This window comes from Paenibacillus sp. FSL M7-1414 (genome assembly GCF_038003195.1).
Taxonomy (GTDB): domain Bacteria; phylum Bacillota; class Bacilli; order Paenibacillales; family Paenibacillaceae; genus Paenibacillus; species Paenibacillus amylolyticus.
In genome coordinates, this window is the sequence record NZ_JBBOOS010000001.1 from 3,309,275 (window position 1) to 3,322,930 (window position 13,656).

The 13,656-nt window shown below is 44.7% G+C and carries 9 protein-coding genes; 5 read left to right on the forward strand and 4 right to left on the reverse strand.

Annotated features, from left to right (window positions below):
* Positions 1-5: 5 nt before the first annotated feature.
* A complete protein-coding gene (locus MHH92_RS14445; RefSeq protein ID WP_340904521.1) occupies positions 6-1,319 on the reverse strand; it encodes an ABC transporter substrate-binding protein in 1,314 nt (437 codons plus the stop codon).
* 206 nt (positions 1,320-1,525) lie between these two features.
* Between MHH92_RS14445 and MHH92_RS14450 the strand changes: the two genes are divergently transcribed.
* From MHH92_RS14450 to MHH92_RS14460, 3 genes are all read left to right on the forward strand, one after another.
* Positions 1,526-3,289, forward strand: coding sequence for a sensor histidine kinase (locus MHH92_RS14450; RefSeq protein ID WP_076253012.1), 1,764 nt, complete (start codon positions 1,526-1,528; stop codon positions 3,287-3,289).
* 16 nt (positions 3,290-3,305) lie between these two features.
* On the forward strand, positions 3,306-4,832 hold the full coding sequence (locus tag MHH92_RS14455; RefSeq protein ID WP_076253013.1) for a response regulator: 1,527 nt from the start codon (positions 3,306-3,308) through the stop codon (positions 4,830-4,832).
* Between the two features lie 243 nt (positions 4,833-5,075).
* Positions 5,076-7,061 carry a methyl-accepting chemotaxis protein gene (locus MHH92_RS14460; protein ID WP_340904523.1) on the forward strand — a complete coding sequence of 662 codons (1,986 nt, stop codon included), beginning with the start codon at positions 5,076-5,078 and terminating at the stop codon, positions 7,059-7,061.
* A gap of 94 nt (positions 7,062-7,155) precedes the next feature.
* Here MHH92_RS14460 and MHH92_RS14465 read toward each other — a convergent pair whose 3' ends face one another.
* Entirely contained in the window at positions 7,156-8,028 is an 873-nt protein-coding gene (locus MHH92_RS14465) for an AraC family transcriptional regulator (protein WP_340904525.1), read from the reverse strand.
* 245 nt (positions 8,029-8,273) lie between these two features.
* On the opposite strand from MHH92_RS14465, the gene MHH92_RS14470 reads away from it, so the two are divergent.
* Positions 8,274-9,473 (forward strand): MFS transporter, encoded by a 1,200-nt coding sequence (locus MHH92_RS14470; protein ID WP_340904527.1) that lies wholly within the window; start codon positions 8,274-8,276, stop codon positions 9,471-9,473.
* 215 nt (positions 9,474-9,688) lie between these two features.
* Complete coding sequence (locus tag MHH92_RS14475; RefSeq protein WP_340904528.1) at positions 9,689-10,444, forward strand: gamma-glutamyl-gamma-aminobutyrate hydrolase family protein; 756 nt, start codon at positions 9,689-9,691, stop codon at positions 10,442-10,444.
* A gap of 108 nt (positions 10,445-10,552) precedes the next feature.
* Here MHH92_RS14475 and MHH92_RS14480 read toward each other — a convergent pair whose 3' ends face one another.
* Both MHH92_RS14480 and MHH92_RS14485 read right to left on the reverse strand, forming a co-directional pair.
* Entirely contained in the window at positions 10,553-12,877 is a 2,325-nt protein-coding gene (locus MHH92_RS14480) for an MMPL family transporter (protein WP_340904529.1), read from the reverse strand.
* A 19-nt stretch (positions 12,878-12,896) separates the two neighbouring features.
* Complete coding sequence (locus tag MHH92_RS14485) at positions 12,897-13,544, reverse strand: TetR/AcrR family transcriptional regulator (protein WP_076253018.1); 648 nt, start codon at positions 13,542-13,544, stop codon at positions 12,897-12,899.
* Positions 13,545-13,656: the final 112 nt, after the last annotated feature.

Sequence of the window (13,656 nt, forward strand, 5' to 3'; positions counted from 1 at the left end):
ACTTTTTAGAAACCTTCTACGCCTTTATCCTGCATCAGCTGACTGAACTTCTCATCCCAGGATTTCAGTACTTCTTCCGGTGACAATCCACCCGCAAATTGATCCTGCAATAATCGGTACAGTTCGCTGCGATCAACCAGCATGTATGCATCCGTTGTCAGCACAGTTTTCTTCGGCGTAATATAATTATCTACAATATCCTGTTTGTAAGCTGGCAGTTCCGGTGTAGTAACGTCACTGAAATTAGATACGTATCCTTTGGAATCGACGATCTGTTGTGCGACATCCTTGGAAGCGATATAGTCTAGGAACTGTTTGGCTTCATCCAAATGTTTGGATTTCTTCGGAATGAACAGTTGTCCGCCCAGTGGACTTGCACCCAGACCGGCATTATCCGACGATGGAATCGGGAATACGCCCAGTTCCATATTTGGATCTTGCTCGGCCACGCCTTCAATTAACCAATCGCCCATAAACATCATGGCCACTTCCTTGTTCAGGAATTTACCTACGGCCATGTCATAGCTGTCGCTAAGCACATCCGTGTTGGTGTAACCTTTGGTGTAAATTTCATATTGTTGTTCCAGGAATGTTTTGAATTCCGGGATATCAGACCATTTTTTCTTGTTGCTGTTCAAGTCATCAAAAAACGTCGGTTCATTTTTGGCTACAAAATCGGCAAAAGCTGCAGCAGGCCAGATGTTGGCAGCCCAGGCATCTTTGTACGGCATAAATACAGGTGTAATGCCACTTGCTTTGATTTTTTCACAGATCGCCAGGAATTCTTCGTAGTTGGTTGGAAGCGACAACCCGAGTTCTTCAAAGATTTGTTTGTTATAAACGACCCCTTGCATCCCCGTATCTTGGCTGACATGGAAGCTGTAGAGATGACCACCAGAAGAGAGGACGTCTTTGTTCACAATTCTGCTTGCCCAAGGCTCGTTATCCAGAATCTCGAAGTTACGTTCAAGGTTCAGGTCTGTGACTGCGCTCGCCAGATTGTACTGAATAATGTCAGGCGTTTCATCTACAGCCAGTTTGGTTTGCAGTACAGTTGTCGTTTGTTCCGCTGGAATCAGCTGCAAATTGACACGAATGTTCGTTTGTTTTTCGAATGCATCAAGAATGTCCTGCTGGATGAAAGCAGAGTCCTGAGAACTTTTAGAGATTGCCAGCTCCAATGTGACTTTGCCACTCTTGCTGTCCCCGCCAGCAGCTGTGCCGGAATCCGTACCTCCTGATCCACAAGCCGTTAATGAGACCGATAATAAACTGGCCAGAATAATGGAAAACACCTTTTTTCTTTTTATTGTTTTCAATGCAAATCCCCCTCTGAAACGTGTAGTGAATCCGTTTACAAGTCCGATTATAGATTCTTTTCTCGCCCCGGTACATGTCTGTGCTTGAACGTTGATGTGTAAAATCCTGAACTTGAAATCGCTATCATTTCATGAAATACCGTGATAGAGTAGACATGAATATAAGGGATTTCACATCATGTCAGAACAGGAGGGCATCTCTGAGAATGGCAAAGCTCATACATAAAGCAACTCAATTCAGTTTGCAGACAAAGGTGTTTTTGACATTTCTGGCTCTGCTTTTGTTTGTGCTGGGCTGTTTTATCGTGTATGTAAATGTGATCGTTGTCCGCCCGCTCAAACTGAAAACAGAGCAGGATACGCTCGTTACAGCTACGAAGGTAAGAGAGCAAGTTGATCTATACGTAGAACAACAGAACCAGATGTCGCAGCGAATATTATCCAGCAAAAATATATTTGTAGCCATGGACAAGAGCTCCTCAGCTCATAGTAACTATGAAAGACTGAAGCAAATTCGGATCATCAAAGACATCATGTTTCAGGCCATCGGGCCGAGCATGAATATCAAGGACATGTCCATCTACGACAATCACGGGGTTCTCCTGACATCATATCTGGGTTCGGGTAATCCTCCCGCAATCCTGAACACCATGATGGAGAGTAGTCAGGTCGGACGAGATTGGACGGAAAGTGGTTTTGTTCTGCTGCGTCAAGACGATACGATCTCATTTGTGCGCACGATCAATGATCAGAACGGCAAGGTGTACGGTTATCTTAGCATCCAGATGGAACAGGCCTATATACAGAACCTAACAGAGGGTATTACCGCTGGCGAAGTCTATATTCTGAATGAACAAGGCGAGCAGATGACAGGTTCGGAAGCGGGTGTGACATTTACCAATTGGACAAAGCCTGCATCAGACGAGGGACTGGATGTGGACAAAAACGACAATTATATCACGCATTCCACTTCACCCAGTACAGGCTGGATCACGTATATCATAACGCCCAAAAAATCTGTTCTAGGCTCGATCCATTCGGTTCAGACGATGTCCATTCTGCTGATTACAGCACTGATGCTGGTTTCATTTGTGTATATCTTCCTGTCGACACGTAACCTGCTGCTGCCTATCCGCAAGCTACGCGGTCAGATCTGGCGCATGAACTACAGCAATATGAATCTGAAAGTGGATGAAACGCCGAAGAATAACGATCTCTTATTACTTAACGAAGCCTTTCAGGATCTGATGGAGAGGCTGCAACAATCCATTGACCGGGAAAAATCGGCGCTTCATGAAGAAGTAAAGGCGCGTAATTCGGCGCTGCAAGCCCAGATTGCACCTCATTTTATTCATAATGTTCTATACCTGATCAGTATTGCCGCCCAAGAGGGGAAGACCAAAGTTGTATCGGATATGTGCAAACATCTTTCGGACAGTCTGCGTTATATTGTCTCTTCACCATACGCGCATGTGACTTTGGCTGAGGAGCTTCAACATACGAGACATTATCTGTCCCTTGTACAACAAAAGTACGAAGAGGATCTGGAGTGGGACATCTGTGCTGATGAGCTGGCGAACGATATCCGATTGCCGCGGTTGGTCATTCAGCCGTTTGTGGAAAACTGCATTGAACATGCCTTTGCCAACACCACGCCGCCTTGGCGTATCCAGATTACCGTGAAGCAATATAACGGATTATGGGCTTTGGAGATCAAAGATAACGGAGAGGGCTTTCCACCGGATAAGATCCAGGAGATTTTAGCCAATATTCAGGCATCGGGTTCCGGAATGAACCAGACTGCTGATCGTGGAACAGCCCTTGGTAACATGGGGATTATCAATAGTGTCAATCGACTCAAACTAATGTATAACAACCGGCTTTTTATTAATATATTTAACAATCATGCGGAAGAGCAACATGGAGCAACGATTCAAATCATCGGCTCACTGACGAGAGATTTTTACTAGCAAGGGGGTATAGGCGATGTATAACGTTATGATCGTTGAGGATAGCAAACCGATATTACGTAATATTAAAATGCTCTTGGAAACGCTGAGCTTCCCGATTCGTGTAGCGGCTACGGCAACGAATGGCGAGAAAGCCTTGGCGGCGATAAAGCAGTCACCGATTGATCTGCTGTTGACCGATATACGAATGCCGAAAATGGACGGACTGTCCCTGATTGAGCAAGCCAAAATTGCCAACCCGGATCTGAAGGTCATCTTGATTAGCGGTTACAGCGATTTTGAATACACAAGAAAAGCATTGAACCTGCAAGTGTTTGACTATTTGTTAAAACCCGTCGAGCGAGAGGCGCTTGAAGAAGTCATGGGTCGGGTAATTGACCAACTTGATCAACAGATGTCCAAGGAACTGCTGGATTTGCAGGAAATCATTCATCCCCAATGTGAGACTACGTCGAAACAGGGGGAGCATTTTCCGCCTTTATTCAGCCAGATGATGATCATTATGAGCAGACAGCCTTTTACCGCAGGGCATGAACGTTGGGTGCAGGTGGAACTTGAGGGTTTAGTGCAGGATTTTTTTGCATTCCATCCTTGTCGTGTTTACACCAGTCAAACTTCATATCAATTTATCGCTTTTGTCAACAAGAGTGCACTTGAGGTGTACTCTTCCGTACATGAATGTCTTGAATCGATGCGACGGCATTTGGTTGCGCATGACATCGATGCAATCATTGGAGGACAACTTCTATTCGCTGAGTCTGGTAATCTGCCGGAGCTCTATCACCGAATGTCGTCCATTTTGTCTGAGCAGCAACGGTTGAAACAAGGAATAGTGTTGGATACCGGGAATCCGGTGTCGATGGCCAGATCTGAGACAGGCTGTCTGGATCCGCTGCAGGAATCAGCTTTTGTACAGATGATACAGGCTCGGCAGAAAGAACGGTTTGCTTTTAAGTTATCCGAATTGCTGAATCGATGGGCAGAGGAAAATGTACATATGACCGAGGTGGAGCGGTTTATTGGATTGATTGTAGACACGTTTGCTCATCTGTACGAGGAACAGGGGTCGGGCATAAGATTGGGTCTGGAGCTTCGGTCAAGACAATTCGCCCAGGCACAGTCCTATGCCGATTTTTGCCGGGAACTGGCGGAATGGACGGGACAGTGCTTCGATATGCTGCAATCCCACGTTCGAAAAAGCAAGGCGATCCTGTTTGAACAGATTGACGATTACGTAAAACTAAATAAATACTCTCAATTATCTATCAACGACATTGCCATGAAGTTTCACGTTAGCCCGTCGTACGTCAGCAGAGTGATCAAAAATGCAACACAAATTACGTTTGTCCAGTATTACACCCGGCTTCGCATTCAGGAGGCCTGCAGACTGATGGAAAGTCAACCCGACATGAAGTTTAAGGAGGTTTCCGATTTACTTTCATTTAGCGACCAGCACTATTTCTCGAAGGTGTTCAAAGAGTATACGGGGCTAAGTCCTACGGATTATAAACAACAGATGTCTGGTATAAAGACCCAATCATAGTTAACAAACCCTTTTTAATTATGTTATAATACTAAACAAATACGGCTTGTTACTGAATTCATTCAGGCAATACCTATGTATATACATGCTCAAAGTTTCTTTGGGTGTGCATATATATGGGTTTTTTTGCGTTTACTGGCCGATTAGTTCTACCAAAAATGAATAAAGAGAGGAAGATTGAACTTGAAAAAGGAAAGTGAAAAAAGGTCATTTTATAAGAAAGGAGGAGCCGTTTTACGATTAATGAGCACTCGACTCATTGCAGCTTTCCTTGCGGTACTTATTATCCCGACTGCACTTATCGGTTATTTCTCATATGATAGTGCCAAAGATCAGGTACAACAAAAAATGACGGATCCCATCAACACCATTTTAACCATGACAGGGCAGCATATTAACAATCTGGTGGGGGAAAAAGCAGCATTATTGAGTTACATAGACAGTATGTATGGCACCACCCCCAGTCAGACGAACAACGAAGCAGTACAAGTAGGAATCGACCAATTAGCTGATACATATCCTGATATTCTTGCCATAACCGTAGGCAACGACCAAGGCAGTAATATATCTTCTCCAGCAATTGAGGATGCAACATATGATCCACGCAGCACAGATTGGTATTCTAATGGTGAAAGTAAGAATGGATCACTCTATTTTTCGAGTATTATGAAAGATCCGGTATCCGGGAAGATTTATGTAGAGATTTCAAAAGCTCTGTCAAATGAACAAGGTGTAGCAAGTATTAAACTTGATCTGGAGCCATTAGCAAAAGCGTTATCATATGTTGATGTAGGAGGCAATGGAAGTCTGATTGTGGTTGACTCCAATCGAACGATTGCGGCTTGGTCCGGTGCGATTGCAAAAGGTGGAGGAGGAGAGCTCGGCGGAGCACTTATTGAGGGAATTCCAGTCCATCCTAATACGGCTTCAAGTTCCGATGAACCGATGGCATTTTCCCAATTTGTTAGAACGGATCTGGCGTATGATCTGGAGGTATATAACGGTGTTAATGCTTTGACGGGTTGGAATGTCATTGCTTTGATGGGCCATGAAGATTTTATCGCCGCAGCGAAACCCATCATGATATCGAGTCTAACGGTCATTGTTATATCTGTATTGATTGCCGGTGTAATTATTTTCTTCATTCTGAGATCTTTTATTGTACCTATGCAAAAACTGCGAAAGGCAACCCGCAGCGTAAGCGAAGGGAATCTGTCTGAACGAGTGAATCTTAAAACCGAAAACGAATTTGGTATATTGGCAAATGATTTTGACCAAATGACCATCTCCCTTCAATCAGTGGTTGCTGAACTTCACCAGACGTCATCGTTGTTAAGTCACTCTTCCCAGATGATTCAGGAAAGTACAGAACAAACCACCCAATCGGTTCAACATGTGGCTGAAACCATGCAACAGACTGCGGAATCAGCTATCGTTGGGGCGGAGAATTCGGAACAAACCGCGAATGCCGTAGAAGAGATGGCGAGAGGCATCAGTTCAATTGCAGAATCTGCGAGTGCGATTGTGGATTCGGCTGAAGAGACGGAGCGCGCTGTTGCTAACGGTGGGAAAACGATAAACCAGGTCGGAGAACAAATGGAACACATTCTCGGAGCTGTTGAAGAAACCTCGGCATTGATTAATGAGCTGTCCAGTCTCTCCACCGAAGCTAATCGAATGAATGAAGCGATTGCGGATATCTCTCGGCAAACCAATCTTCTGTCACTGAATGCCTCTATTGAGGCATCAAGAGCAGGAGAACACGGAAAAGGTTTTGCTGTCGTTGCTGGTGAGGTGCGCACGTTATCGATGCAATCCAAACAAAGTGCGGACGACATTGGCGCTACCATTGGTAAAATGCTCGATCTGATTGCCAAATCCACGTCTCTTATGAATGATAAAGTTCGTAATCAAGTCGGTGAAGGAATGCGGATCAGCCAAGAAGCTTCTGCAACCATATCGAACATTGAACAATATACAACGCATATCGTGGATCAAATTCAGGATATTTCCGCTGTCTCAGAACAGTTGTCAGCCAGTACGGAAGAAGTCTCGGCTACCGTTGCCGCGATGAGTCATATCTCTAAAGTGTCGGCTGATAGTGCTCAGACAACTTCAGCAGCAGCCCAAGAACAAATGGCGGCGATGCAGGAGATATCGGCATCATCTGCACAGCTCTCCAAAACAGCTGAGAACATGCAAGAATTGGTTCGCCGCTTTAAGCTTTAGAGTAGAAGTAAGTAAATGTGTAAAGAAATATGTAAAGAGACATGTAAAGCACCAGGCGCTCCCCCAATGGAGCGCCTTTTTGCATGTAGTAAGATTAGTAAGAATGTGACACCTTATCCCCGAACATATCCTTTTGATTCTTTTTTCGGAAACTTCGTGGTGATTCACCAACCGTTTTGGTAAATAAAATCGTAAAGTAATTGGGGTTATCATAACCGACCAGTTTGGCAATTTCCCATATTTTTTTGTTGGTTGAGACTAATAATCGGGTGGCTTCACCCATTCTTCGTTGAATCAGGTAATGATAAGGAGAAGTGCCATAGTGATTTTTATACATATGAATTAAATAATAAAAATCGATATGAAATTGATCTGCCAATTCTTTGAGCTTAATGTTTTGCCGATAGTTGGTATCCAAATAGTCTTTAATGCTCTCAGCAAGGGTATTGCTCTCAACTGTCTCCCCACTAGGAAGCTGTTGACGGGACTGCCGATCGATGATCAGAAGTATTGCTTTCAGGACATGCCCAGAGATCGACTCGTATCCATGTTCCCGGATTGAAAATTCATTGAAGAGAGTCTGCATTAACGAATGGAGCTCATCGGAATATCGGTTGGCTCGAATGATCGGATTGTTAGAGGGAGGGATGACCCAATCCTCAAGGGTCTGGGTGCCTTCTGTAAAACGAAAGCCGCAATAAAAGGTGGATAACGGGAATTCAGGATTGGACTTCTCCTCGTGAAGAGTACCCTTGTTATATATGAGCATGTCCCCTTTTTGAGCCCAGTGTTTGGTACCGTCAATGGTGAACAATCCTTTGCCTTCAGTTACGTAAATAATCTCATGCAGATCGTCATGTTTATGCGTCGGAAAACTCCAATGGGGATTGTCGGCCAGTTTGCCTACATAAATAATGGTGCAATCTCGATTTGGATGCCGTTGGCCGGATTCGTGGTGTGTATTCATCTATGTCTTCCCTTCAGAATCAGTAATGAAAGTCTGTGTTGAAATGACAACATATATAATGTTTTGCAATAAAACCACAACAACCTTGATTGTCGCCATGGTATATCTGACAGTACAATTTCACTATCCAAAATGTACTATATATCGAAAGTGAAGGGATGGGAAAGCAGAAAATACATGAATTAATGATCGTAGACAGAATTGAAGCGCTTGCAACAATAGAAAGGATTAGTGAGTATTGATTTATGACTAGAAATAGAGAGAACCTACTTATTTTAACGCTTACGCTTGTTAGCTTTGTATTAGGAACAACCGAGTATGTCATCGTGGGTGTGTTGAAGGAAATTGAAAGTTACATGAAAGTATCACTTGCTGCCGCAGGTATGCTTGTCTCCGGTTTTGCGATTGCATACGCAGTGGGTACACCATTTGCTGTGGCCTTCTTAGCCAAAATATCCAGAAGAAGTTCCATATTGATTGGATTTGCAATCGTGTTAGCATTAAATCTATTGACCGTGTTCTCAACAACGTTCTCTTCTCTGATGGCCATTCGCATCGTGTCGGCCGTTGCTTGTGGACTTACGATATCACTTTCGATCTCGATTGTAAGCGACGCAGTGAACCGGGAGCGAAGAGGGGAAGCTATCGCCTGGATTTTGGGCGGATTTTCAATCGCAAATGTGCTGGGTGTTCCGCTCGGTACTTTTATCGGACAACATCTGAGCTGGTCCATGACGTTTGTTGTTACGGCATGCATAGGTGTTGTGCCGCTGGTGTTCATGTTCCGTATTCTGCCACGCCAAACAACAACGATTGCAGGTTCGTTCAGTGATCAGATGTCTCTCTTTTTAAAACCACGGATATTGCTGGCCTGTCTGATCCCTGTACTGGGAAACAGCTGTATTTTCGTCGTTTTTACGTACATTACGCCACTCCTGAGTGAGACGATGGGTGTGCCAGTACAATGGATTAGTGCCATACTCCTGATCTATGGAGCCTGCAGCATCCTGAGTAACTGGATTGGTGCCAAAATAGCCAAGGGTGACTTCCTGCCCAAGCTCAAGCGGCTTTTCGTCATCCAAGCCATACTGTTCCTTGGCATGAGTTTTACCGTTTCTAATGTGTGGATGGGCTTGGCATTCCTGTTCCTGATTGGATGTCTGTCATCCTCCATGAGCGCGGCATCCCAGTTATATTTGTTTGATGTGTCAGGATCGATCGCGCCGGGGTCCAAAGCATTTGCATCTACACTCCTGCCTGTGGCGGCCAATGTGGGTATAGCGTTAGGCTCTGGTGTCGGGGGAATTGCCGTCAATATGGGTGGTGTCCAGTGGGTGCCTCCAGTTGCTGTGATGCTTGCCTTGCTGGCTTTTGTCGTTACCCTGATATGCCAGCGTTCCATCCAATTGAATTCAGACGAAGCAACCACTGTAAAAGCAGCTTAGATGAGATGCTGTCTAAACTAAACGGATGAATGCATATATATGGTATATGAACTACAAACAAAGTCGCTGTTATGCGGCTTTGTTTGTTTTTTTAGTTTTCCAGCATTCCGGATGAAACGGGTTCGTAGATGATAGAGGTAGGATAATGCAATAATTCAGTGAATTTATATATGAAGAGATCTGATAAAATGAATGAAAAGCTTGGAGGTAATGCCATGAAAAAGCCCATGATCGGTGTACTGCCTTTATATGATACTGACAAAAAAAGTTACTGGATGCTTCCAGATTATATGAACGCCATAGAAGGAGCAGACGGGATTCCAATTATGCTTCCTTTGACAACGGATACCGAAATCATAGCAACGCTGGCTAATCAGTTCGATGGTTTCCTGTTCACCGGGGGACATGATCTCAATCCTGAGCTGTATCATGAGCATGCTGAGGTTACCTGTGGAGAGTTGTGTATTGAACGCGATATGATGGAGTCGATATTATTACAAAAGGTAATTGAGCTTGATAAGCCTGCCTTTGGCATATGCCGTGGACTACAGCTATTTAACGTTATGTTGGGTGGGACGTTATATCAAGACATTCCAACTAGCCTTCAACTTCATGGGAACAAGATCGTTAATCATAAGCAAAGTCCGCCGTATACGGATCTTGTACATGATGTACATATTGAGAAAAATAATATCCTATACGATATTTTGCAAACCGATACGATAAAAGTGAACAGCTACCACCATCAGGGAATCAAAATGTTATCGGATAAGTTAACTGCTGTGGCCGTCGCTGAAGATGGACTCGTTGAATCCGTGGTCATGCCAAACCGCTCGTTTGTTTTGGCTGTGCAGTGGCATCCAGAGTACAGCTATAAAGTAGATGACTACAGTCAGAAGTTATTTGCGGCGTTTGTTAATGCTGCTAAATCCCCACGCTATACTATCCATATTGAAGACATCACCGCATAAAATGTGAAAAAGAAAAAAAGACCTCCTGTTTATAAAAACTGAGGAGGTCTTTGTATTGGTTAATGCAGTCGTAATAGTAATCATGGTATCGCCGTTCTATTGGCAGAATTATTTTGATCCAGACTTCGTGTTGGCATGCTCTGCAGCATTCAGGGAAGCAATCAGCTTCTCGCCTTCAACATCCAGGTTTGGTAGAATGCGATCCAGCCATTTTGGAAGTGCCCAAGCTTTGTCTCCGAAAATAGCCATGATGGCAGGGACCAAGCCCATACGGATGATAAAAGCATCAATCAGAATGCCTACCGCCAAAGTGAAACCAATCTGCTTGATCATGACATCGTCAGTGAATATAAATCCTGCAAATACAGAGACCATAATCACTGCTGCGGCAACAACCACGCGACTTACCTGATTGTACCCATGAACAACGGATTCGGTCCCGCGATGACCATGCACATAGGATTCCCGCATGGAGCTCACAAGGAAGACTTGATAGTCCATCGCCAGGCCATACAGGATACCTGTTACGATGATCGGCATAAAGCTCAGCAACGGGCCGCCGGTATCGAAACCAAAGAGCGAATGCAGCCAGCCCCATTGGAATACAGCAGTGGTGATCCCGAATGTAGCCAGGATACTAAGCAGGAAGCCAATTGTTGCTTTGATGGGAACGATAATCGAACGGAATACGAGTAACAGGATGATCAGCGAGAGCAGGATGATGATGCCTACATAAATAGGGAACACCTGCGCCAGTTTGGCTGACATATCGATGTTAACAGCTGTGAGTCCAGTAACTCCGAGTTTCACATCATAGGTCTGTGCGATGCTGGAATCAGCCGCGCGTAGATCAGTGACCAGTGTTTTAGTGAGATTATCGTTAGGACCCGTTTTTGGAATGAGACTAAAGATAGCCAAATCTTCTGTCATCCCAAGCGGTGTAACCTGTGCAACGTTGTTTTGACCTTGAAGCTCCATCACCAGACCACCCAAGAGTTCCGGTGTAACTTTTGCGGAAGACTGATTAGGCTCTGCGACCAGAATAAGGGGTCCGTTGAATCCATCTCCGAAACCTTCGGAGATGGCATCGTAGCTTTGTCTTGCAGTTGTATCCAGATTCGCTGAGGAAGCGCCGGGGATACCCATTTCCATTTTCGCGATAGGTGTCGCGGCAAAACCAAGAATGACGATGATGGCGATAATGGTAGCCCAACGATTTTTGATAACGAATTTCACCCATCTGTTCGCGACTCCGTGGTTAGTGGCTTTAGGATGTTTCGCGCTTTTCTCACGAGCTTTGGCGGAACAGATGCGTTCTCCTACCAATCCCAGTAAGGCCGGCAACAGGGTTAAAGCAACAAATACGTTGATGAGCACGGTGGCAGCTGCGACCAAAGCCATCGTAGACAAGAATGTGAGACCGATGACAAGCATACCGCACAGTGCAATAATGACGGTTAATCCGGCAAAAAATACTGCGCTGCCCGATGTACCAATGGCTCTGGCCGTTGCTTCTTTTGCGCTCAAGCCTTGATCAATGATCATTCGACGCTGGCGATTAACAATGAAGAGCGCATAATCGATTCCAACAGCCAATCCAACCATTAGAGCTAGAACGGAAGTGACACTAGGCATTTCAATGAATTTGGAGATGGAGAACGCACCACCAACTCCAATGGCAACACCGAGGAGTGCAGTGATCAGAGGTAGACCTGCTGCAACAACGGAGCCAAGGGTGATCAGCAATACAATGATAGCAATGACCAGTCCGACAATCTCTGCCGAGCCGACTCCAATCGATACCGTTTTGAGCGTTTCGCCCGGCAGCACCTTAATATTGGTTCCTTGCTCTACCGTCATAACGGACTGAATAACGGAATCAAATACATCCTGTGTTATGGCAGACTGTTCAATTGTAAATTGGAACTGGAACAGTGCAATGCTGCCGTCTGAAGAGATCAGCATTCCAGGTACAGGAACACCATCCACCATCAAAGGTCCATAGGGAGGAGGCGTGGTTGTTGCGGATTGCGCCATATCAGTAGCCTGAGCATTCTGAGCCATTTCCGCCTGAGCACCCGAATTACCCGCTTCAGCTGCATAGTCCGCAGGGTTAATGACTTTGTCTAATCCGTAAACTTCATTAACACCTTTCATCATGGCGGCCAAACGTTCAGGCGTATCCAAACGCTCGTTGTCTGGAGCTTTGAAGACAACACTTCCTTGACCGCCGGAGGCGGCAGGCAGTTCTTTTGCCAATTGATCCAGAACCTTCTGTGACTCTGTGCCTTCAATCTTCATTTCGGAACTGATGTGAATACCATTGATGCTGATCATGGAGATGACAATTCCCAGAATTAAAACCCAGCCAATGATGAAATAGGCAGGTTTGCTAAAAGCGGTTTTCCCCACTCTGTATAATAATGTAGACATTTCTCTATTTTACACTCCTCTATGATGAATGTGGATGGTTGGCATGTTCAAATCCTGCCCGTAAATGATTAAACGTGGTTTCCAAAAATTGATCGAATGTTAAAACACCGGGCTTGGTATCTTCAGTAATGACTTGTCCGGGCAGTAACACATTGAGTCTTCCATCAATTAATGGCAGTATTGTTCCATATAGTGCGTTGATCAAAAGATAAGTATAGATCTCGTCATACTTCCCGTTAGATAAGTCTAATAAGGTATCTTGTGCCTGCGTCTGCATCCGGTGCATGGCTCCAAGGTAATGCGGTTCAAGCACGGGATAGGTCTGGGATAGCGATAGTAGCTGATGAAGTCTTCCTATTAGTTCTGTTGTAAGCTGCATCTTGATCAGGTTATACAGTACGTCAAGCAAGGAGACGTTGTCGGGCAATTCGGTGAGCAACTCTTCGAGTTCCGTTGTATTCTGAACGGATATTGCGCCTCTGGCTACTGCCTCTTCCTTACATGTGAAGTAGTTTGCAAATGTTCTGCGGGAACAACCCACCTGATGCACGATATCTTCGACCGTAAAGCCATCAAGCCCATGTTCAAGGGTAAGTTCAAATGCAGCACTAGCAAGTGCTTTTTCAGTTGCTTCTTTCTTCAAATGTCGCAAGTTTCGTTTGATCATTATTCTCCGCTTATGCGTTCACCTCCAACACCAATGACTATGGTTTAATTCTTTTAAGAAGAGCACACTTACTTAATATGCACTTTGTGAGGTTTATCATAACAAACAAGTT

Excerpts from the sequence above, each read along its gene's own strand:
- MHH92_RS14460 (WP_340904523.1), top strand. The coding sequence starts at position 5,076 with ATGAGCACTCGACTCATTGCAGCTTTCCTTGCGGTACTTATTATCCCG.
- MHH92_RS14480 (WP_340904529.1), bottom strand. The coding sequence starts at position 12,877 with ATGTCTACATTATTATACAGAGTGGGGAAAACCGCTTTTAGCAAACCT.
- MHH92_RS14475 (WP_340904528.1), top strand. The coding sequence starts at position 9,689 with ATGAAAAAGCCCATGATCGGTGTACTGCCTTTATATGATACTGACAAA.
- MHH92_RS14465 (WP_340904525.1), bottom strand. The coding sequence starts at position 8,028 with ATGAATACACACCACGAATCCGGCCAACGGCATCCAAATCGAGATTGC.
- MHH92_RS14450 (WP_076253012.1), top strand. The coding sequence starts at position 1,526 with ATGGCAAAGCTCATACATAAAGCAACTCAATTCAGTTTGCAGACAAAG.
- MHH92_RS14455 (WP_076253013.1), top strand. The coding sequence starts at position 3,306 with ATGTATAACGTTATGATCGTTGAGGATAGCAAACCGATATTACGTAAT.
- MHH92_RS14485 (WP_076253018.1), bottom strand. The coding sequence starts at position 13,544 with ATGATCAAACGAAACTTGCGACATTTGAAGAAAGAAGCAACTGAAAAA.
- MHH92_RS14470 (WP_340904527.1), top strand. The coding sequence starts at position 8,274 with ATGACTAGAAATAGAGAGAACCTACTTATTTTAACGCTTACGCTTGTT.